The sequence below is a fragment of the Kitasatospora sp. NPDC004745 genome (assembly GCF_042873275.1).
In the GTDB taxonomy this organism is placed as follows: Bacteria; Actinomycetota; Actinomycetes; order Streptomycetales; family Streptomycetaceae; genus Kitasatospora.
Genome location: NZ_JBIALK010000030.1, coordinates 23,962 through 45,320, shown reverse-complemented (window position 1 = coordinate 45,320; position 21,359 = coordinate 23,962). Strand labels below are relative to the sequence as shown.

Sequence of the window (21,359 nt, the reverse complement as noted above, 5' to 3'; positions counted from 1 at the left end):
GAAGGTCGGAAGGAACCCCCCTGCGGAGGAACGCATGGCTGAGCAACGTGTCGTGATCGGCTTCGACAGCTCGACGCAGTCCACCAAGGCCCTCGCCGTCGACGTCGACACCGGCGCCGTGCTGGGCCAGGGCCGTGCCCCGCACCGGGTCAGCACCGGCACCGGCCGCGAGAGCGACCCCGGGCAGTGGTGGCGGGCGCTCGGCGAGGCCGCGGGCGCGACGGGCTGGGCCGACCGCGTGGCCGCCGTCTCGGTCGCCGGCCAGCAGCACGGCCTGGTCACCCTCGACGCGTCAGGGGCGCCCGTCCGCCCGTCGCTGCTCTGGAACGACGTCCGGTCCGCACCCCAGGCCGCGGCGCTGCGGACCGCGGTCGGTGCGGCGGAACTCGCCCGCCGCACCGGCAGCGTGCCCACCGCCGCGTTCACCGCCGCCAAGTGGGCCTGGCTGCGCGCCGAGGAACCCGCCGCCGCCGACCGCGTCGCCGCCGTCCGCCTCCCGCACGACTTCCTCACCGAGCGGCTGACCGGCGAGGCGGTCACCGACCGGGGCGACGCCTCGGGAACCGGCTGGTGGGGCCCGGACGGCTACGACCTCGACGTCCTCGGCCGCATCGGACTCGACCCGGCCCTGCTGCCGCAGGTCCTCCCGCCGGGCACACGGGCCGGCGTCGTCCGGCCCGGGACGCCGCTGCGCGCGGGCGCCCCGGTGGCCACCGGCACCGGTGACAACATGGCGGCCGCCCTCGGGCTCGGTCTCCTCCCCGGACAGCCCGTGCTCAGCCTCGGCACCTCCGGCACGGTCTACGCCGTCGGCCGCACCAGGCCCGCCGACCCGGGCGGCACAGTAGCCGGCTTCGCCGACGCCCTCGGCGGCTGGCTGCCGCTGGCCTGCACGCTCAACTGCACCCTGGCCGTCGACCGATTCGCCGCCCTGCTCTGCCGGGGCCGCGACGAGGTCGAGGCCGGCGGCACCGTGGTCGTCCTGCCCTACCTGGACGGCGAGCGCACGCCGGACCTCCCGGGCGCCTCCGGCCTGGTCCACGGGCTGCGCCACGACACCACCCCGGGGCAGCTGCTCCAGGCCGCCTACGACGGTGCGGCCCATGCCCTGCTCGCCGCCCTGGACGGCGTGCTGCGCGCGGGCGGCGAGGATCCGGCGGGCGACGAGCCGCTGCTGCTGATCGGCGGCGGTGCCCGCGGGCAGGCCTGGCAGCGGACGGTCCTGCGGCTCTCCGGCCGGCCTGTCCAGGTGCCCGACGCGCAGGAGCCGGTCGCGCTCGGCGCCGCCGCCCAGGCCGCCGCCCTGCTCACCGGCGAGCGCGCCGACGCGGTGGCCCGCCGCTGGCGGACGGCCTCCGGGCCGGTGCTGGACCCGGTGGAGAAGGACGCGGAGGCGCTCGAACTGATCGGCGATACCCTGCGTCGGGCCGGGGCCTTGCAGGGCGCCCCGGCCGAGGACCGGTAGGAGGGCGCGCAGGTGACAGCGGTCGGCACGGTGGAGAGCAGGAGTGCGGAGCACGGGCCCGCGTCGCAACAGGACATGCGGCGGCGGAACCTGGCCGTCGTGCTCGGCGCGGTCGCCGCGCACGGCCCGCTCTCCCGCGCGGACGTCGCCGGGCGCGTCGGGCTGACCAGGGCGGCCGTCTCCTCGCTGGTCGACGAGCTGATCGGCCGGGGCGCGGTGACCGAGGCGGCGGCCACCGTCCGTGGCCGGGTCGGCCGCCCCGGACGGGCCCTGACCGTGTGCGACGAAGGGCCGGCCGGTCTCGGGCTGGAGATCGGCGTCACCCACCTCGGCGCGTGCGTGACGGACCTGCGCGGCGAGCCGCGGATCTGGCGCCGGGTGGAACGGCCCAACGCCGGCCGCCCCGCCGGGCGGGTACTGGCGGAGGCCGCCGCGTTGGGCGCCGAGGTGGAGGCGGAGGCCGAAGCTCTCGGGCTGAGCGTCGCGGGCCGGCTGCTGGCCGTGCCCGGAGTGGTGCCGAACCGGCCCGGCGGACTGGTCGAGCGCGCGCCCAACCTGGGCTGGAGCGGCGTCCGGCTCGCCGACCACTGGCCGGACCCGGACACAGTGCCCGAGCCGGAGAACGAGGCCAACCTCGGTGCGCTCGCCGAGTACTGGAACGCCGGGCGGTCCGAGGAGACCTTCGTGCACGTGTCGGCCGAGACCGGGATCGGTGCCGCCCTGGTCATCGACGGGCGGCTGTTCCGCGGCGCCCGCGGCTTCGCCGGCGAACTCGGCCACCTCCCCGTCCGACCGGACGGCCCGGACTGCGCCTGCGGCGCCCGCGGCTGCCTGGAGCAGTACGCGGGCGAGGCGGCCGTGCTGCGCGAGGCCGGCCTCCCGCCGCACGGGAGCCCCGCGGGCGGTCCCACCGGGACGGGTCCCGGCGACGCCGTCGCCCTGCTGGCCGTACGGGCGGCAGCCGGGCACGCGCCCACCCTGCGGGCCCTGGACCGCGCGGGCCGGGCCCTCGGCCTGGCCCTCACCTCCGCAGTCGACCTCATCGACCCGGACGGTCTCGTCCTCGGCGGCGCCTACGCCGAACTCGCCGACTGGCTGCTGCCCTCCGTGCGCGCCGAGCTGGCCGCCCGGGTCACCGTGCGGCCGTGGGCGCCGGAGGCGCTGCGCCCGTCCGTCCTGGGGCGGCGCGGGCCCCTGCTGGGCGCGGCGCTGACGACGGTTCGCCGCATCATGGCGGACCCGACCCTGCTCCCCGCCGGGTGACCCGCGCCGGCACCACGCCGCACCGCACGGTCAGTCGTGCTCGACCACGACCATGGCGTGCCCGCCCGCCGCTCCGCTGACCGAGCCCGAGGGCGGCGCGGGGAGCACGGCGCGGCGGTCAGCCCGACGCCCGGACGACCAACCGGGTGGGGAGCACCACCGACTCGCCGTGCCCCGGATTCCGGAGCAGCAACTCCATCGCGCGGGAGCCGAGTTCCTCCACCGGCTGGCGCACGGTGGTCAGGCCCGGCCGGCAGCGCGCCGCGACGGGGGCGTCGTCGAAGCCGATCAGCGCGACGTCCTCCGGCACCCGCAGGCCGTGTCGCCGCAGGGTCCGGAGAGCTCCCACGGCCATCTGGTCGGAGGCGGCGAACACCGCGTCCAGCTCGGGGTGCTGGTCCAGCAGCCGCTGCATCGCGTGTTCACCGGAGGCACTGCCGAAGTCGCCGTATGCGACGGCGGGCCGTGCCGAGGACGTCGAGGTCACCGCCTGGCGGTAGCCGGCCAGCCGGTCCGCGCCGGCGGCGGTGTCCGGTGGCCCGGCGATGGTGGCCACCGACCGGCGCCCGGACGCGCACAGGCGTCGCACCGCGTCCCTGGCGCCGGTGAGGTTGTCCGCGTCCACGAACGCCACGGCCCCCGGATCCGGCGGCCGCCCCAGCGACACGACGGGCACCCTGGCCGCGTGCAGCAGCCCGGTGAGCGCGGTGTCCCCCCAGGGGCCGACCAGCAGCACGCCGTCGACGTGTCCGCCGCACAGGTAGTGCACCAGGGGGCGCCGCCGGGAACGTCTCGGCACCGTGAAGACGGCCAGCTCCCGTTCCGCGCCCGGCACGGAGCGCCGTAACCCCGCCAGCAGCCGGACGGGGAAGGTGTCGGCGTGGTACTGCACCGGATCGGCGAAGACCACGACGGCGACCACGCCGGTCACCCGGGCACCGGCCGCCCGGCGGCGGACGTACGCCAACTCGCGGGCCGCCCGCTCCACCCGGGCGGCCACGTCGAGGGAGACCGGGGCGGAGCGGTTCAGCACCCGGGAGGCGGTCGCGGTGGAGACACCGGCGTGCCGGGCGACTTCGGCCAGGGTCGGAGCGGGGCCGTTGCTGGGCGGTGGCTGGGGCATGGGGCCGTCCTGGATCGATCCTCGACACGGGAACTGCACCCCGGACCCGTCACGCGTGCCGGTCCACCCACCGCTGCCAGCTTGGTCGGTTGAACGACCGCCGTCAAGGGATCCGACGCCCTCACCCGCGCTGGTCAGGCACCGCGCCCGCGCGGATCACCTCCGCGTACCACCGGGCGCTGTCCTTGGGGATCCGGCTCTGGGTGGCGTAGTCCACGTAGTACAGACCGAACCTCTTGCCGTACCCGTGCGCCCACTCGAAGTTGTCCATCAGCGACCAGAGGAAGTAGCCGCGGACGTCCGCCCCGGCGGCGATCGCCCGCCGGACGGCGTCGAGGTGTCCGCGCAGGTAGTCGATGCGCTGCGGGTCGTGCACCGTGCCCTCCGGCGTCAGCCGGTCGTCGAAGGCGGCACCGTTCTCGGTGACCATCACCGGCAGCCCGGGGTGTTCGCGGTGGATCCGCAGGAGCAGGTCGGTCAGACCGGTCGGGTCGATCGGCCACCCCATGTCGGTGCGCCGGCCGGGCGCGCGGTGGAAGAGCACGTCGGCACAGCCGGCGAAGGGGGACTGCTCACCGTCGCCGTGGCCCGCGTCGCCCGCGGTCGCCGGGTCCGGGGCCTGGCCGGGCGGCAGGGCGGACGTCACCGTGGGGGTGTAGTAGTTGACGCCCAGCAGGTCGATCGGACGGGCGATCGCGGCCAGGTCACCGTCCTGGACCAGAGCCCGCCAGTCGACCAGGTGCGCCGTGTCGGCGAGCAGGTCGTCGGGGTAGGCGCCGTTCAGCATCGGTCCGGTGAAGACGCGGTTGCCCACCGCGTCGATCCGGCGGGCGGCCTCGCGGTCCGCGGCGGACTCGGTGAGCGGCCGCACCTCGTGCAGGTTGAGCGACACGGCGATCCGCGCCCCGGCGGGCAGCGCCGCGCGCAGTGCGTCGACCGCGAGGCCGTGGCCGAGGTTGAGGTGGTGTGCCGCGCGCAGGGCGGCCGTCCAGTCGGCACGGCCCGGTGCGTGCACCCCGGAGCCGTAGCCGAGGAAGGCCGAGCACCAGGGTTCGTTGAGGGTGGTCCAGATGCCGACCCGGTCGCCGAGGGCGTCGGCCACCAGTGCGGCGTAGTCCGCGAAGCGCTCCGCGGTGGTGCGGACCGGCCAGCCTCCGAGGTCCTCCAAGTCCTGTGGGAGGTCCCAGTGGTAGAGCGTCACGGCGGGCTGGATACCGTGCTCCAGCAGCTCGTCCACCAGGCGCCGGTAGAAGTCCATGCCCCGTTCGACGACCGGGCCGCGGCCGGTCGGCTGCACCCGCGTCCAGGAGACCGAGAACCGGTAGGCCCCCAGGCCCAGTTCGCTCATCAGCCGGACGTCCTGGCGGTAGCGGAGGTAGTGCTCGGTGGCGCGGTCGCCGGTGTCGCCGCTGGCCGTTCGCCCCGGGGTGCGGCTGAAGGTGTCCCAGATCGACGGGGTCCGGCCGTCCACGTCGACGGCCCCCTCGATCTGGTAGGCGGCCGTGGCGGCTCCCCAGAGGAAGCCGGAGGGGAAGGCGGTGGTGTCGACCGGGGCCGATTCGGTCGGTGCGGAAGTCATCGCTGGCTTCTCCGTTTCTCGTAGCGAGGTTGACGTCGCGTCAGTTCTTGACGGCGCCGGCGGTGATGCCCCCGACGACCTGCCTGCCCAGCAGAGCGAACACCAGGAGCAGCGGCGCGGTCCCGAGCAGCGAGCCGGTGAGGATGACGGCCTGGTCGGAGTCGTACGAACCCCCGCCGAGACCCGCCAGCGCGACCTGGACGGTCGGATTGCTCTGACTCAGCGCGATCAGTGGCCAGAAGAAGTCGTTCCAGGACTGCACGAAGACCAGCATGCCGAGCACGGCCATCCCGGGCCGGGCGATGGGCAGCACCACGCTCCACAGGATCCGCAGGCTGCTCGCGCCGTCCATCCGGGCCGCCTCGACCAGTTCGATCGGCAACGCCTCCGAGAGGAACTGCCGCATGAAGAACACCCCGAACGCGGCCACCAGGTTGGGCAGGATCACCGACTGCAACCGGTCGGTCCAGTGCAGCCGGGCCATGATCTGGTAGAGCGGGATGACGCTCAGCTGTGCGGGCACCGTCATGGTCGCCACCACCAGGCTCAGCAGGGCGTCGCGGCCGCGGAAGGGGAGCTTGGCGAAGGCGAAGCCGGCCAGCGTCGCGAACAGCACAGTGCTGGCGGTCACGCAGCTCGCCACCACCACCGAGTTGAGCAGCGCCCGGCCCATGTGGACCTGGTTCCAGGCGATGTCGAGGTTGTGCCACAGGTTTCCGCCGGGCAACAGCGGGGGCGGGGTCTGCGCGATCCGGCTGCCCGAGGTTGAGGCGCCGACCAGTGTCCAGTACAGCGGGAACAGCGAGAGGACGGCGACCAGGATCAGCACGGCGTACGTGAACGGTCCGGCTCCGGTCAGGCCGCGCGCGCCCCCGCGTCGTCGTCCGGTTGTGACGGCCATCGCTGTCAACCCCCGTTCCGGGCGCGGCGGACGCGGACCAGGGCGAGGTTGAGCACGCCGACGGCCAGCAGGAGCAGCAGCATGGTCCAGGCCACGGCGGCGGCCCGGCCCAGGTGGAAGGCGTACCAGCCCTGGTCGTACAGGTACAGTCCGAGCGTCTGGTACTGGTGGGCCGAGCCGCCGCTGTGGCCCGTCGCTCCGCCGCCGAACAGTAGCGGCTCGCCGAAGAGCTGGGTGGCCCCGATGCCGGAGACCACGACGGTGAACAGGATGGTGGGCCGGATGGACGGCACCGTGACGTGGCGGAACTGCTTCCACCGGTCGGCGCCGTCGAGCGCCGCCGCCTCGTACAGGTCGTGCGGGACGGCCTGCATGGCGGCGAGGTAGATCAGCGCGTTGTAGCCCGTCCAGCGCCAGGTGACGATCGTGGAGATGGCGATCTGGGAGGTCCAGGTGCCGCCCTCCCAGTCGACGTGGTCCAGGCCGAGGTGACCCAGCAGCCAGTTGATCATCCCGTAGTCCCGCCCGAACAGCAGCGTGAACACCAGGGTCGCGGCCGCGATGGAGGTGGCGTACGGCGCGAGCATCGCGATCCGGAAGAAGCCGCGGCCGCGCAGGCGGTAGTTCAGCAGGTGGGCCAGACCGAGGGCCATCAGTAACTGCGGGACGGTGGACAGTGCGCCGACGGTCACGGTGTTGCGCAGGGCGTTCCAGAACAGGTCGTCGTGGAGCAGCCGGGTGTAGTTGTCGAGGCCCCGCCACTGCATCTGGTCGGACGTCTGCAGGTCGACGCCGTGCAGGGACACCCAGCCCGTGTAGATCAGCGGGAACAGGCCGAACGCGAGGAAGCAGAGGAAGAACGGCGCGACGTACAGGTACGGCGAGGCCTTGAGGTCCCACCGGTAGAGGCGGGCACGCCAGGGGCGGGGCGGCGGGGGACCGGGGCGTGGTCTGCGGGGGGAAGTGGCGGGGACGGCCTCGTCGAGCATGGGGAAGACCTCTCTGGAGGGCGGGCCGTCCCGGCCGGGCCGGCCGGGACGGCGGGGCCGGGCGTCAGTCGCCCACCTTGTCGTCGATCTCCTTGACCGCGTTGCTCCACGCCTTGGCGGGGTCGCTCTGGTGCTGCTCGATGCTGAGCAGGGCGCCGTTGGTGAGGGTGTCCTTGACCAGGCCGTCCCACTCGCCGATCACGGTCGGCCGGATGGACTGCGCGGTGGCGGCGTAGATCCGGCCGGTGGGCGTGTCGCCGAAGAAGGCGAGCCGGGCGTTCTGCACCTCCGGCTGGCTCAGCGCCTTGGTGTTGGACGGCAGGTTGCCGACCGTGGTGAAGACCTTGGCCTGCTGCGCGGGCGAGGTGAGCCAGGCGGCGAGTGCCGCGGCCTCCTTCTGGTGCTTGCCGGCCTTCGGCACGGAGAGGAAGGAGCCGCCCCAGTTGCCGGCGGCCGGCGGGGAGGCGATGTCCCACTTGCCCTGGTTGGCGCTTCCGGACTTGTCGGCGACGATGGCCGTCATCCAGGACGGGCAGGCGAGGGTGGCGAACCTGGAGTTGGCGAACGCCTGGTACCACGGTGTGTCGAACTGCTTGAGGCCGGCGCTGATCCCGGCCTGGACGGCGCCGGTCGCCAGGTTCCAGGCGTTCTTGACGCTGGGGCTGTTCTTGTAGTCCAGCCGGCCGTCGGCGTCGTCGTACTGGGTGGTACTGGAGGACACCACGGCGTTGAACAGGCCGCCTGCGGAGTCGGTGAAGAAGGTGCCGGCGGGCGCCTTGGCCTGGTACTGCTTGCCCGTCTCCAGGAACCTGGCCCAGTCGCCCTGCCAGAGCTTGGCCACCTCCTCCCGGTCGGTGGGCAGCCCGGCCTGCTGGAAAAGGTCCTTGCGGTAGCAGATCGCCATCGGGCCGATGTCGCTGCCCAGGCCGATGGTGCGGCCGTCCGGCGTGCTGGCCTGCTGCGACTTCCACGGCAGGAAGGCGGCCTTGTCGACGCCGTCCGCCGTGCCGAGGTCGACGAACTTGTCGGCCTGCTTCTTCACCACCTGGGCGATCCGGCCGACCTCGACGGCCTGGATGTCGTCCAGACCGCTGCTGGAGGCGAGGTGGGTCTGCAGGGCGGGGTAGTAGTCCGTCTCCTGTTCGACGGTGTGCTCCACGACGGTGATGCCGGGGTGCTCCCGCATGTAGGCGTCGAAGAGGCCGGCCTCCTTGTATCCGAACGTGCCGTAGTCGCCGATCGTCAGCGTGATCCTGCCGCCGGAGGCCGATGTGTCGGAGCCGGAGCCCGAGCTGCCGCACCCGGCGACCAGGAGGGCGCACAGCGCGGCGGTCGCGGCGCTCAGCAGGGGCTTGGGCAGCTTGCGCACGGGGAGGGGGGCGGTGGCTCTGCCACCGTGAGTGGTGCCGGGGTTCCGCATGGCCGAATCTCCTTGTCCAGGCTGGGGGCATGGCCGTGTCGCGCGGTGGGGCGACGGAACGGTGCTCGGAACGTGGTGGGAGTGCGCGTCGCGCGACGGTGGATCGAGGCTGAAGTGGGAGCGCTCCCACATCGATGTGGGAAGATTGCGTTGCCGCGCGAGGCATGTCAAGGGAGTGCAACGGCTCCGTTACTGGACCGTGTCGTCCGAGCTCCCTCGCCGCGGTCGTCGCCGTCCGTCGTCGCCCGGGAGAAGGATCATGACTCCAGCCGCGCAGCAACCGCCCGCTGCCCGCCCCACCCTGGAGGCGGTGGCAGCACGGGCGGGGGTGGGCCGGGGCACGGTGTCCCGGGTCGTCAACGGCTCGCCCAAGGTGAGTGCCAAGGCCCGCGCGGCGGTCGAACAGGCCATCGCGGAACTCGGCTACGTCCCCAACCAGGCGGCCCGCTCCCTGGTCACGTCCCGGACCGACGCCGTCGCGCTGGTCGTCCCCGAGAGTGTCGCGAAACTCAGCTCCGAGCCCTACTTCTCCGACATCATCACCGGGGTGTCCGCCGAACTCGCCGGAACTGACCTGCAGTTGCTGCTGGTGCTGGTGCGCGACGAACGCGAGCGGGAACGGCTGACCCGCTACCTCACCGCCCGCCGGGTGGACGGCGTCCTGCTGGTCTCGGTGCACCAGGACGATCCGCTCCCCGAGCTGCTGGAGCAGCTGGAGCTGCCCGCCGTCCTCGCCGGCCGCCGGTCGGAGCAGGAGCCGCTGAGCTACGTGCTGGCCGACAATGCGGGCGGTGCCCGTGCGGCCGTCCGGCACCTGCTGTCCCGCGGCAGGACGGCCATCGGGACCGTCACCGGGCCGCTCGACATGGAGGGCGCCGTGGCACGCCTGGCCGGCTACCGCCAGGCGCTCGCCGAGGCCGCGGTACCGGCGGACGAGGGGCTCGTCGCGCACGGGGACTTCACCGAGCGCGGCGGCCGCGAGGGCATGCGGGAGCTGCTCGCCCGCCAGCCCGACCTGGACGCCGTGTTCTGCGCGTCGGACCTGACGGCGGCGGGTGCGCTGCGGGCGCTGCGCGAGGCGGGCCGGCGGGTGCCGCAGGACGTCGCCGTGGTCGGTTTCGACGACTCCGTGGTCGCGCGGCACACCGAGCCGCCGCTGACCAGTGTCCGGCAACCCACCGAGGAGATGGGGCGGTTGATGGTCAGGTCGCTGCTCAAGGAGATCGCCCAGCCGGGCCGGTTCCGCCGGCAGACGGTCCTGCCGACGGAACTGGTGGTGCGGGAGTCCTCGTGAGCCGGTCCGGCCGGGGCCCTACGTGCCGGCCAGGTGGGCGCGGTAGCCGGCGCCGAAGGCCGTCGGCGTGCCGTCGTAGGAGCTGATCAGCGACGGGCCGCTGCCGCAGTCCCAGGTGTTCCAGGTCCAGGCGAGGTAGGAGACGCCGTGCTGGTCCAGCCAGGGCAGCAGGGTGTCCAGGTAGCCGTGTGCGCAGTCGTTCTCGCCCAGCTCGCCCGCGACGACCGGCACCCGGTCGGCCAGCGGGGCGATCTGGCCCTCCCAGCAGGAGCTGCTCCGGCACGCGTTGAAGTTGTACGAGTGCCAGGACGCGGCCAGGTTGTGCAGCGGGTCGGCGGGTTGGTGCGCGGCCCACTGGGTGAGGTCGTTGGCGTACTCCTGGCCGCCCAGCAGGAGGACGTTGTCGGCGCCGGTCGAGCGCACCGCGTCGACCATCGCCTGCATCCCGGCGACCTGGTAGCCGATACCGGGGCAGGTGCCGCCGTCGCGCCAGCAGGCCCAGCCGCTCTCCGCGCTGCCGGTGGCGCGCGACGGGTACGGCTCGTTGAACAGGTCCAGGACGACCGCGTCGTCCCCCTTGAAGGTCTGCGCCGCCGACGTCCAGAAGGGGATCGCACCGGCGGCGTCCGGCATGGGCTTCTGGCAGGTGGCGTTGGCGTCCGGGCAGCCGGAGGACGGCCCGGTGTAGACCCCGTCGCTCCAGTGCAGGTCCAGGACCGCCACCAGGCCGTTCCGCTCCAGCAGGTCGACGTAGCTCCGCACCGCGCCGATGTAGGCCGGACCGGCGTAGGCGGGGTCGACGTCGGAGTGGCCGAGCCAGCAGTCCTCGTTGAGCGGTATCCGGACGGCGTTGACGTGCCAGGCCTTCATCGCGGTGACGGACGCCTGGTCGGCCGGGCCGTCGAAGAAGCCGCGGCCCTGGACGCACATGAACTCGGCCCCCGACCGGTTGACGCCGTGCAGGGTGATCGGCGTGCCGTCGGCCTTCGCCAGTGTCCGGCCCGAGACGTGCACGGCCGGGGCCCGCCCGTCCGGCGGCGCGGAGGTCGGCGTGACGGTCGGCGTGGTGGTCGGGGTGGGGGAGGGGCTGGGCGACGGGCTCGACCGCGGCCCGCAGGGGGTGCCGTTGACGGTGAAGGCGGCGGGGGCGGTATTGGTGGCGCTGTAGGTGAAGTTGGCGCTGGTGGTGTAGCCGGAGCCGGGGTTGATGGTGGGGGCGTAGTCGGGGTTGGTGACGGTGACGGTCTGTCCGGTCTGGGTCCAGGTGCCGTTCCAGCCGTTCCGGAGGGTCTGGTTGCCGGAGTAGGAGTAGCGGAGGGTCCAGCCGTTGACGGGGGTGGTGCCGGTGTCGGTGATGGTGACGTTGGCGGTGAATCCGCTGCCCCAGTCGTTGACGGCGTAGCTCACGTCGCAGGAGGGGCCGGCGGCGGGGGCCGGGGCGGAGGCGGCCGCCGAGGCGGTGAGGGGGAGCACGGCCAGGGCGGCGCACGCGGCGGTGGCGGCCGCGAGTGCGGCGGTGCGGGGTGGGGCGGTGCGGGCGGTACGGGACATGCCGACTCCTCGTGGGTGGGGGCCGGGGCCGCTGGTGCGGCCCCGGCCGATGAGGTCAGCTCGCGGTGCGGTGTCGACCCGCGGTGCGGGTCAGCTCGCGGTGCAGCTCAGCGTCGGAGCGGTGTTGCCGCCCGAGTACGTCGCCTGGAAGCCGAAACTGGTGGTGCCGTTGGGTGCCAACGCTCCGTTGTAGGCCTGGCCGGTGGCCGTCACCGCGCCGCCGCTCTGGGAGGTGACGGCGTTCCAGCTGTTGGTGATCTGCTGGTTGCCGCCCCAGCTCCAGGTGACCGTCCAGGACTTGGTCGCCGTGCTGCCGGTGTTGGTGACGGTCACGCCGGCCGTGAAGCCGCTGCCCCAGTCGTTGCCGACCGCGTAGCCGGCGGAGCAGCCACTGCTGCCGCCGCCACCGCTCGACGTCGTGGTGCCCGTCACCGCGGCGGAGGGGGCGGAGACCTTACCGGCCGCGCCCAGCGCCGTGACGGTGTACTGGTAGGCGGTGGCGGGGGAGAGCCCGGTGTCGGTGTAGCCGGTGGCTGCCACGGTCGCGACCTTGGCCCCGTTCCGGTACACCGAGTAGCCCGTCACGCCGGCGGGGTCGCTGGAGGCCGTCCAGCTGAGCGACACGCTGGTGCTGGTGACGCCGGTGACGGCCAGTCCGCCGGGGACGGTCGGGCCGGTGTCGCCGCCGGAGCCCCCGCCGAACGCCGGGTAGGCGTTCTGCACGAGCTGCCGGAACTGGGCCGGGAACCACTGTCCGGCCGGGATGTTGCTGCCGGGGATGGAGTCGGTCGGGTAGGTGTTGCCGTTGCCGTCGCTCTGGGTGCCGGCCGGGTCGCAGTGCGGGTCGCCGTGGGGGTGGGAGGCGTCGGGGTAGTCGCCGTCCGACTCACCCGGCGGCTTGACCCAGAGGAACGCGATGATCGGGCTGCCCGTGCCGTACGGCTGGGACCGCGGGCGTTCCCCGATGCCCGCGCCGTTGATGTTGCACCAGTCGCCGCGGAAGGGCTTCTGGTCGACCTTGTTGGCCGCGACGTACGCGTCCACCGTGGTGGGGGCGGAGTTGAGCGCGGCGGGCCGGGCCGGGCCGCCCCAGCCGTTGCGCGAGGTGTCGACCAGCATGCCGATGCTGCTCGGGAACCCGTTGGAGACCAGGGTGGAGTACATCGCCGTGGCGTAGTGGTACTCGTCGAACACCGGGTTGTACTGGTAGAAGTTCGCCGACTTGAGCGGCTGCCCGCCGATCGCCAGGTCGGGGTTGGTGAGGAACGGCTCGGTGAGCGGGGTGGTGTTGGCGGTGTCGCTGACGAAGCCGTCGATGCTGGCGAACCCGGCCGTCGTGGCCTGCGCGACCTTGGCGTACTCCTTGCCCGCCGGAACCATGTTGGTGGACCAGCCGAGCCAGCCCGCGTGCCCGATGTCAAGGTAGTTGTACACGTTGGGGATCGCGTGCAGCTTGTTGAGCGTGTACTCGATGCCCGACTCGTAGTACGGGGTGGCGGTGGCGCAGGTCGGCTTGGACTGGTTGGTCACGGCGTTGGGCAGCGAGTCCGGCTCGATGACGGCGGCGATCCGGATGCCGGCGTACTTCGGATCGGCCAGCACGGCCGCGATCGGGTCGATGTACTGGGTCTCGTAGGTGTTCAACCCGGCCGCTGTGGCCGGGAGTTCGCCGTTGGAGGCGATCGCGGCGCAATCCCGGCCTGGCAGGTCGTAGACGACGACCTGGAAGACGACCGGCGCGGACCCCTGCTGCTGGGTGAGCGCGTGGTCCAGATGGGCCCGGAGGCCGAGGTGGGCGCTGTCGCCGGCGATCGCGCCGATGCGGTCCATCCAGACGGCGGTGGAGTTGGCGGCGACCTGGGACTCGAGGCCGCCCAGCGTGCCGCCGTCGGCGGAGGCCTGGGCCTTGACCTCGGCCCCGAAGTCGGGGTTGAGGTAGCCGGTCGCGCCGGCGAACGGGTTGGCGACGTGGACGGTGGCCGCGGGGGCGGCGTGTGCGGGGGCGACGGCGCCGATGCTCGGCAGCAGGCCGGTGGCGCCGAACAGCGTGGCGGCCGCTGCCGTGCGGAGTCGACGCAGGACGGTTTGAGGCACGTCCGGGTCCTTTCGGAAGGGTGGGGTTCCTGACGGGATCGCGAAGAGTGGTGGGAACGTGCCCATTCGGGGCACGGCGATCCCTTCACATAAAGCCAGGACGCGAGAAACGGCGTCAATAGTCGCGGGAGCGCTCCCATAAGACGCTGTAACTTACACGCCGCGCCGTCGGGCGGCCCGCCGCCCCCGGGCGGGACGGAGCAGCAACCGCGGCACCCGCAACGAGACCCTGGCCACGTTGCCGGAGCGGATCTCCGGACGCACCCCGAGGGCCCGGGTGTGGCGAGGGCTGGCCGACGCGGACGCGGCCGGGCGGACCGTCGCCGAGCGCGAGGCGATCCACCGGGCCCTCGTCGCCCGGGACGCGGACCTCGTCCGGGCCGCCGCACCGGTGCACGTCAACACCACCGAGCGCCGACTGCGCGACCGCCCGGCCGAGGGGGAACGGATCCCCGTCGGGCCCCGGCCGCTGCCGGACGTCGGGCGTTCCTGACCGACGCCGACCGGCGGCACCGACCGCGGGGCACCGGCCGGCGGCGACCGGTCGCAGGCACCACGCGGGGGCACCGCCCGGGCGCGCCGCTACGGCCGGTCGGGCGGGGGAGGGATCGTCGCGGTGTCCGGTGCCGGTTCCGGCCAGACCAGCAGGACGGGACAGGGCGCGTGGTCGACGACGAAGCGGGTCGCGGGGCCGAGGCTGTGCGGCCCGAGTCGGGTGCGGTCGCCGTCGCGCGCGAGGACGAGCAGCTCGGCGCCCCCGGCCGCCGCGACGACCTCGCGTTCGACCCGTCCGGTGCGCTCCAGACGGGTGCAGGGGAGGCCGAGGCGGTCGGCGGCGGCGTCCAGGAGGTGTCGGCCGGAGGCCGCTGCCAGGCTGTCCACCCGGCTGCCGGGGTCCCGCTCGCGGTGACCGCGGCCGAGCAGCCCGGCGAACGCGCCGTGCGCGACGCCCGCCACCTCCTCACCGCTGACGTGCAACATGACGATCTCCGCGCCCCGCGGGGCGTGCGTTCGGGCGGCGTCGACACAGGCGGGCCAGGTGCCCTCGGCGATCCAGACGACGACGGTCATGGGCTCATCCTCCTCATGCTCCGACGATCTGCAGGGATCCCCACAGTGCCACCACGGCCAGGAGCAGTGCGGCGGGCACGACGAGCAGTCCGAGCCGGGTGAACTCGCCCAGGCCGATGTCGGTGTCGTGCTCACGGACGATGCGCCGCCACAGCAGGGTGGCCAGGGAGCCCGCGTAGGTGAGGTTGGGGCCGATGTTCACCCCGAGCAGGACCGCCAGGACGGAACCGGCGCCGGACGGGACGGCCAACGGCAGCAGCACCAGGGTGGCCGGCAGGTTGTTGATGACGTTGGCCAGCACCGCCGCCAGCGCGGCCGTGCCGAGCAGGGCGGGCAGCGAGGTGCCGTGCGGGACGAGGTGTCCGAGCGCGGAGGCCAGCCCGTTGTCGACGACGGCCCGGACCACGATGCCGAGCGCCAGGACGAAGGCCAGGAACGGCACGGCGGCCGAGCGCACGACCGCCGCGGGGGTGGTGCGGTGCTGGGCGAGCGCCCGGGCGGCCAGCACCAGGGCGCCGGCCAGCGCCGCCCAGGCCGGATCGATCCCGAGCACGGAGGCCAGGACGAACCCGGCGAGGGTGCCGGCCACGGTGACCAGGGCGAACACCGGCAGCTCCGGTGCGGTCACCTCGCCCGCGGCCGGGGCGCCCGCGGCCAGGTCGGCGGCGAAGAACCGGCGCAGCACGACGTACTCGACGGCGATGGCCGCCAGCCACGGCAGCGCCATCAGCGCGGCGAACCGGGTGAAGGTCAGTCCACTGGCGGCGAAGGCCAGCAGGTTGGTCAGGTTCGAGACGGGAAGCAGCAGTGAGGCCGTGTTCGACAGGTGGGTGCAGGCGTACAGGTGCGGTTTGGGGCGGGCGCCGATCCGGGCGGCGGTGACGAACACCACCGGCGTGAGCAGCACGACGGTGGCGTCCAGGCTGAGCACCGCCGTGATCACGGACGCGACCGCGAACACCTGCGCCAGCAGCCGCCGCGGACTCCCGGCGGACGTCCGGGCCATCCACGCTCCGCAGGCGCGGAACAGGCCCTCGTCGTCACAGAGCTGCGCCAGGACGAGGACGGCGGCGAGGAAGCCGATCACCGGCCCCAGACGCTCGGCCTCGGCCGCCGCGTGCGCCGGCGAGATCGCGCCGGTGGCGATCACCAGCCCGGCGGCGGGGACGGCGACCACGGCCTCCGGCCACCCCCACGGCCGCACCACCGCGCAGACCAGCACCAGCACCAGCAGTCCGAGGGACAGGGCCTCGGCGAACGACGTACTCAGGGTCTTGCTCCTCGCAGGCGGCGGTGATGACGCCCCCCATCGAAGCAGAGCCACCCGGACCACGGCGCGTCGGCGCAGCCCGACCGCTCGGGCGCCGCCCGGGAACGGGAGCCGGGCGGACGTGCGACGTGCCGAGACCGACGACGGATCCGCCGGGAGCGGTCGGTGCGCCGCCGGCCCTTCCGTTCCCGCAGGTCCCGCGCCCGGGGCCCGGTCCGGGCCCTGTGGCACGATGCCCGCAGGCCGGTCGCCAGGGACGGCCCGCGCCGCGCCCACCCGGAACGAGGGGCGGGCGGCGCCCGCACGCAGGAGAGGACCCGACATGTCCGAGACCATCCCCACCAGCCCCGCCCGGCCTGCCGCGGGGCCCGTCTTCCGCACCGCCACCCTCGCCGACGTGCCGGCCCTGGTCGAGCTGGTCGAGTCCGCCTACCGCGGCGACGCCAGCCGGGCCGGCTGGACCACCGAGGCGGACCTGCTGGAGGGTCAGCGCACCGACGCGGACGGCGTCGCCGAGGTGATCGGCCACGCGGACGGGGTGCTGCTGCTGGCCGAGCGCGACGGCGAGCTGGTGGCCTGCTGCCAGTTGGAGCACCGTGGCGACCGCGCCTACTTCGGCATGTTCTCGGTGCGCCCCGGTCTGCAGGGCGGCGGCATCGGCCGGGCCGTGCTCGCGGAGGCGGAGCGGCTGGCCGGGGAGGAGTGGGGCGTCGACGAGCTGGAGATGAGCGTGATCGAGCAGCGCGCCGACCTGATCGCCTGGTACGAGCGGCGCGGCTTCCGCCGGACCGGCGTCTTCACCCCGTTCCCGTACGGCGACGAGCGGTTCGGTATCCCGCTCCGCTCCGACCTGCGGTTCGAGAAGCTGACGAAGGTGCTCAAGCAGGCCTGAGCGGCCGGGTGCGGGCGCGCCGGCTCGGGCCCCGGTCGGCGTCCGCTCGACCCGCGATCGGGGCGTGATGCCACGTCAACTCAGTGACCAGGGGCGATGCGGAGATGTCATACCTCGTTCATGATTGGTCTAGGCCAATGTGAGAGGCTGAGGGCGAACGGCCACGTTCCGTCCCATGCCCAGGGGGGCCATCTCCGCATGCCCGTACTCCATGGCACCGCCATGCCCGCACCCGACCCCGGTCCGCGCCTGATACCGGCCGACCCCGGTCTCCGACTGCCCAGCCCACCCGGCGACGAGGAGCTCTACTGGTACTTCGGCCCGCAGCGCCGCTGGGTGCTGCTCTGCGCCACGCTCTCCTACGCGGGAGCCACCGCCACCCTCGGCCTGTTCGCCCTGAGCCGGCCGCTGCTCTGGCCCTTCCTCGTGCTCACCGTGCTCAACGCGGCCACCTGGCTGCTCTCGCTCACCGACGGCCAGCGCGCCCGCCGCTACACCCGCGACTCGCACGACCTGCTGATGCGCGCCTGGCAGCCCGCCCGCCACCCGAGCGTCGACCTGCTGCTGCCGACCGCGGGCGAACCGCTGGCCGTCCTGGACAACGCCTACCGCCACACCGCCGCCGTCCGGTGGCCCGGCGAACTGACCGTCCTGGTCCTCGACGACGCCGCCCGCCCCGAGGTGCGCGAACTCGCCGAGTCCTACGGCTTCCGGTACCGCGCCCGCCCCGACCGCGGCCGGTTCAAGAAGGCCGGCAACCTCAACCACGGCCTGGCCGAGGGCAACGGCGAGATCGTCGCCGTCCTGGACGCCGACTTCTGCCCCCGCCCCGACTTCCTGCACCACCTGGTGCCCTACCTCGACAACCCCGAGGTCGGCATCGTGCAGAGCCCGCAGTGCTTCGACACGGACGCCGACATGTCCTGGCTCGAACGCGCCGCGGGAGCCACCCAGGAGATCTTCTACCGCTGGATCCAGCCCTCCCGGGACGCGCAGGACGGCACCGTCTGCTGCGGCACCAACGCGCTCTACCGGCGCGCCGCACTCATGCGCGTCGGCGGCTTCGCCGAGATCGACCACAGTGAGGACCTCTACACCGGCCTCTCGCTCGCCCGCGCCGGGTGGACCACCCGGTACGTGCCCGCCCTGGTCGCCAAGGGCATGTCGCCCACCGGCCTGCCCGCCTTCATCAGCCAGCAGTACCGCTGGTGCCTCGGCTCCCTGGCGCTGGTCGGCGACCCCGGCTTCCGCCGCGGACCGCTCTCCCGCTCCGCCCGGCTCTGCTTCTGGAACGGCATCCTCGGCTACGTCACCAGCGCGGTGAACGTCTTCGCCGTCCCGCTGCCCGCCCTGATCATGCTGTTCTTCGCCCCCGACGAGATCGAACCCTGGCAGGTCCTGCCCTTCCTGCCGCCGATCTGGGTCGCGCTCGTCCTGCTGCCCGCGATGTCCCGCACCCGGTGGCGCTTCGAGGTCACCCGGGTCCAACTCCTCGGCGGGCTCTGCCACGTGGTCGCGATCGCGCACGCGCTGCGCCGCCGCAGTGCCGACTGGGTGCCCACCGGCGCCGTGTCGGGCGGCAGCTCCCTCGCCCGGACCGTCGCCCGGATCGGGGTCGGCTGGCTCGGATTCGTCGTCCTCGCCGGCGTCGCCGGACTCGTCCGCGCCGCCGCGCTCAACGGCTGGCAGCCCTACTGGGCGCTCGCCGCACTGCTCGCGCTCACCGCGTACACCATGATCCCGCTCATCCGGTCGCTCCGGCCGCTCCTGCGCGGCGGCAACGGGGCCACCGTCGGGGAGGTCGCCGCACCGTCGCGGCGGCGCTCGGACCTCGGCTTCGGCCGCGCGGAGGCGGTCGCCGTCACCGCCGTGCTGCTGCTCTGCGGGCTGCTCGCCTCCGGCTGGGCCGATCCACTGGTCTTCTGACGGCCTTCTGATGGCCCTCTGACGGTCTTCTGATGGTCTTCTGACGGACCGGGCGGCCCCGGCCGCCGCCGTACCGCCGGTCCTGGCCCTGGTCCTGGTCCTGGTCCTGCGGTACCGAACCTGCAGCGTTGCGCAGCGTCGCGCACCGTCCCTCCTCCCGTGCCGCGCACCACCGCGTGCCGCACCCGAGCGTTCCCTTGCGCGTCGCCCCACCGGCGCGGACCTCGCCGCCCGGCCGCCCCATCGGCCCGGCGGCCCAGACCACCGCTGCCAGCCCTGCAAGGAGCACCGCCGTGTCAACGGCCGTCCCGTCACCGTCCTCGTCCTCCGATCCTTCGTCCTCCGCACCGGCCCCGGGCTCCCGGGCCCCGGACGCCCCGGCCCCCGCCGTCCCGTCCGCCGTCGAGCTGCTGCCCGGCGTCGTCCGGGTGGACCGGCAGGCCGCGCCCGACCGGCGGCCCACCGCGGAGGCCGTCGCACCGCCGCAGGCCCGCCCCCGCAACGCCTTCCGCCCCGACATCGAGGGGCTGCGCGGCCTCGCCGTCCTCGCCGTCCTCGCCTTCCACGCCGGCGTCCCCGGCCTCTCCGGCGGCTACGTCGGCGTCGACGTCTTCTTCGTCGTCTCCGGCTTCCTCATCACCGGCCTGCTGGTCGGCCGCCCGCTCGGCCTGTGGGACTTCGCCGCCCGCCGCGCCCGCCGGATCCTGCCCGCCGCCGCCACCGTGCTGGTCGCCACCGCGGCCGCCGGCGGCGCCCTGCTCGACCCGCTGCGCGGCACCGACCTCGCCCGCGACCTGATCGCCGCCGCCGGGCAGTTCGTCAACTGGCGGTTCGTCGGCCAGCAGACCGACTACCTGGCCGCCGAGCGCGACCCCAGCCCGCTCCAGCACTTCTGGTCCCTCGGCGTCGAGAACCAGTTCTACCTGCTCTGGGGCGTGCTGCTGCTCGGCCTCGCCCGGCACCTGCACGGCCGCCGCCGCACGCTCGCCATCGGCCTGGCCACCGGGGCGATCGGCGTGCTCTCCCTGCTGCTGTGCGTCCGGTGGACGGCCACCTCCGCACCGCTCGCCTACTTCTCCACCGGCAGCCGGCTCTGGGAGTTCGCCGCCGGCGCGGGCGCGGCCCTGCTCGGCCGCGCCCTGGCCACCCGCGCGGACCGGCCCGGCACGGCCTGGACCCTGCGCCTGCTCGGCTGGGCCGGCGCGGCCGCCGTGCTCGTTCCGGTCCTGCTCTACGACCGCAACACGCCCTTCCCCGGCACCGCCGCGCTGCCGCCCGTCCTCGGCACCGCCGCCGTCCTGCTCGCCGGCCCCGCCCACCGGGCGCTCGGCGCCGCCGACGCCGGACGCCTCCTCGCCACCCGACCGCTGCGCGCCGCCGGGCGGCTCTCCTACGCCTGGTACCTCTGGCACTGGCCGGTCCTGACCATCGCCCAGGCCCGCTACGGCACGCTGCCCTGGACCACCCTGGCCGCCCTCACCGCCGCCAGCGCCCTGCCCGCCTGGCTCACCCTGCGGTTCGTCGAACAGCCCCTGCGGTACGGCAGCAGCCCGGCCCCGCGCCGCGGCCTGGCCGTCGGCGCCAGCGCCCTGGTCATCCCGCTGATCGCCGCCCTCACCCTCGGCGGCGGCACCGTCCGCGCGCTCGGCGGCACCGCCGACGCACCCGTCGCCGCCCCGGCCGGAGCCCCCGACGGCCCCGCCCTGCTCGCCCCCGGTACCCGGCTGCTCGGCCTGACCCCGTCGCTGGCCCGCGCCCGGGAGGACTTCCCGCCCGGCAAGGGCTGCGAGATCCCGCTCAACGCCGACAGCAGCCCGCGCTGCCTGTTCGGCGCCGAGGACAGCCCCGACCGGATCGTGCTGCTCGGCGACTCGCACGCCGGCCAGTGGATCTCCGCGGCCCTCGCCATGGCCGAACAGCGGCACTGGGCCCTCGAAGTCCTGGTCAAGCCCGGGTGCCCGCTGGCCACCCTGACCGTGCGCAACAACGTGCTCGGCCGCACCTTCGACGAGTGCGACCGCTGGCGGGAGAACACCCTCACCCGGCTCACCGCCGGGCCCCGGCCGCGGCTGGTCCTGATGGCCGGCCTCAACCGCTACGGCAGCCAGGAGGAACGCGCCCAGGGCTGGACCCGCACCCTCGACCGGCTCGCCGCGCTCGGAGCCCCGCTCGCCTACCTTGGCGACACCCCGATGCCCGGCAAGGACATCCCGACCTGCCTCGCGGCCTCGGACGGCCGGTCGGACGCCTGCTTCTTCCCGCGCGACACCGCCTTCGAACCCGACCCGCTGCTCGACGGTGGCCTCGCCGCCCGCTACGGCGTCCGCACCCTGGACCTCGGCCCGCTGCTCTGCCCCGGCAGCGGCCCGGACTGCCCGGCGGTCCTGGAGGGCGTGGTGCTCTACCGCGACACCGGGCACATCACCGACACCCTGGCCCGGGTCCTGGCACCGCGGCTGGACAAGGGGCTGCTGGCCGCCGGGTGAGGCCGGGGCGGCCGGTCCTGGCGGTGGGACGGCGT

The 21,359-nt window shown here is 74.3% G+C and carries 16 protein-coding genes; 7 read left to right on the top strand and 9 right to left on the bottom strand.

Going from position 1 to position 21,359, the window contains the following annotated elements:
* Positions 1–34: 34 nt before the first annotated feature.
* Positions 35–1,465 carry a xylulokinase gene (gene xylB / locus ACFYUY_RS33975; RefSeq protein WP_387906383.1) on the top strand — a complete coding sequence of 477 codons (1,431 nt, stop codon included), beginning with the start codon at positions 35–37 and terminating at the stop codon, positions 1,463–1,465.
* 75 nt (positions 1,466–1,540) lie between these two features.
* On the top strand, positions 1,541–2,728 hold the full coding sequence (locus ACFYUY_RS33970) for an ROK family protein (protein ID WP_387906468.1): 1,188 nt from the start codon (positions 1,541–1,543) through the stop codon (positions 2,726–2,728).
* 118 nt (positions 2,729–2,846) lie between these two features.
* On the opposite strand, the gene ACFYUY_RS33965 is transcribed toward ACFYUY_RS33970, so the two are convergent.
* The 5 genes from ACFYUY_RS33965 to ACFYUY_RS33945 all read right to left on the bottom strand — a co-directional run bounded on the left by ACFYUY_RS33965 (position 2,847) and on the right by ACFYUY_RS33945 (position 8,740).
* A complete protein-coding gene (locus tag ACFYUY_RS33965) occupies positions 2,847–3,851 on the bottom strand; it encodes a LacI family DNA-binding transcriptional regulator (protein ID WP_387906381.1) in 1,005 nt (334 codons plus the stop codon).
* A 121-nt stretch (positions 3,852–3,972) separates the two neighbouring features.
* Positions 3,973–5,430: a glycoside hydrolase family 1 protein gene (locus tag ACFYUY_RS33960; protein ID WP_387906378.1), complete on the bottom strand. Its 1,458-nt coding sequence runs from the start codon at positions 5,428–5,430 to the stop codon at positions 3,973–3,975.
* A gap of 40 nt (positions 5,431–5,470) precedes the next feature.
* Positions 5,471–6,331, bottom strand: coding sequence for a carbohydrate ABC transporter permease (locus tag ACFYUY_RS33955; RefSeq protein ID WP_387906376.1), 861 nt, complete (start codon positions 6,329–6,331; stop codon positions 5,471–5,473).
* A 5-nt stretch (positions 6,332–6,336) separates the two neighbouring features.
* Positions 6,337–7,320, bottom strand: coding sequence for a carbohydrate ABC transporter permease (locus ACFYUY_RS33950; protein ID WP_387906373.1), 984 nt, complete (start codon positions 7,318–7,320; stop codon positions 6,337–6,339).
* Positions 7,321–7,384: 64 nt separating this feature from the next.
* A complete protein-coding gene (locus tag ACFYUY_RS33945) occupies positions 7,385–8,740 on the bottom strand; it encodes an extracellular solute-binding protein (protein ID WP_360212137.1) in 1,356 nt (451 codons plus the stop codon).
* Positions 8,741–8,999: 259 nt separating this feature from the next.
* Here ACFYUY_RS33945 and ACFYUY_RS33940 point away from each other — a divergent pair, with 259 nt between their 5' ends.
* Positions 9,000–10,034: a LacI family DNA-binding transcriptional regulator gene (locus tag ACFYUY_RS33940; protein ID WP_387906370.1), complete on the top strand. Its 1,035-nt coding sequence runs from the start codon at positions 9,000–9,002 to the stop codon at positions 10,032–10,034.
* An 18-nt stretch (positions 10,035–10,052) separates the two neighbouring features.
* Here the strand turns inward: ACFYUY_RS33940 and ACFYUY_RS33935 are convergent, their stop codons facing one another.
* Both ACFYUY_RS33935 and ACFYUY_RS33930 read right to left on the bottom strand, forming a co-directional pair.
* The gene (locus ACFYUY_RS33935; protein ID WP_360212141.1) at positions 10,053–11,585 is read right to left on the bottom strand and encodes a cellulase family glycosylhydrolase; all 1,533 of its coding nucleotides are present in this window, start codon (positions 11,583–11,585) and stop codon (positions 10,053–10,055) included.
* A 90-nt stretch (positions 11,586–11,675) separates the two neighbouring features.
* Positions 11,676–13,679 (bottom strand): glycoside hydrolase family 6 protein, encoded by a 2,004-nt coding sequence (locus ACFYUY_RS33930; protein WP_387906368.1) that lies wholly within the window; start codon positions 13,677–13,679, stop codon positions 11,676–11,678.
* Positions 13,680–13,917: 238 nt separating this feature from the next.
* Between ACFYUY_RS33930 and ACFYUY_RS33925 the strand changes: the two genes are divergently transcribed.
* Positions 13,918–14,172 (top strand): hypothetical protein, encoded by a 255-nt coding sequence (locus ACFYUY_RS33925; protein WP_387906366.1) that lies wholly within the window; start codon positions 13,918–13,920, stop codon positions 14,170–14,172.
* 89 nt (positions 14,173–14,261) lie between these two features.
* On the opposite strand, the gene ACFYUY_RS33920 is transcribed toward ACFYUY_RS33925, so the two are convergent.
* A complete protein-coding gene (locus ACFYUY_RS33920) occupies positions 14,262–14,750 on the bottom strand; it encodes a universal stress protein (protein WP_387906365.1) in 489 nt (162 codons plus the stop codon).
* Between the two features lie 13 nt (positions 14,751–14,763).
* Positions 14,764–16,020 carry an SLC13 family permease gene (locus ACFYUY_RS33915; RefSeq protein ID WP_387906465.1) on the bottom strand — a complete coding sequence of 419 codons (1,257 nt, stop codon included), beginning with the start codon at positions 16,018–16,020 and terminating at the stop codon, positions 14,764–14,766.
* Between the two features lie 322 nt (positions 16,021–16,342).
* Here ACFYUY_RS33915 and ACFYUY_RS33910 point away from each other — a divergent pair, with 322 nt between their 5' ends.
* The 3 genes from ACFYUY_RS33910 to ACFYUY_RS33900 all read left to right on the top strand — a co-directional run bounded on the left by ACFYUY_RS33910 (position 16,343) and on the right by ACFYUY_RS33900 (position 21,324).
* Positions 16,343–16,912 (top strand): GNAT family N-acetyltransferase, encoded by a 570-nt coding sequence (locus ACFYUY_RS33910; RefSeq protein WP_360212151.1) that lies wholly within the window; start codon positions 16,343–16,345, stop codon positions 16,910–16,912.
* 198 nt (positions 16,913–17,110) lie between these two features.
* Positions 17,111–18,838 carry a glycosyltransferase family 2 protein gene (locus tag ACFYUY_RS33905; RefSeq protein ID WP_387906362.1) on the top strand — a complete coding sequence of 576 codons (1,728 nt, stop codon included), beginning with the start codon at positions 17,111–17,113 and terminating at the stop codon, positions 18,836–18,838.
* A 293-nt stretch (positions 18,839–19,131) separates the two neighbouring features.
* Positions 19,132–21,324, top strand: coding sequence for an acyltransferase family protein (locus ACFYUY_RS33900; protein ID WP_387906359.1), 2,193 nt, complete (start codon positions 19,132–19,134; stop codon positions 21,322–21,324).
* Positions 21,325–21,359: the final 35 nt, after the last annotated feature.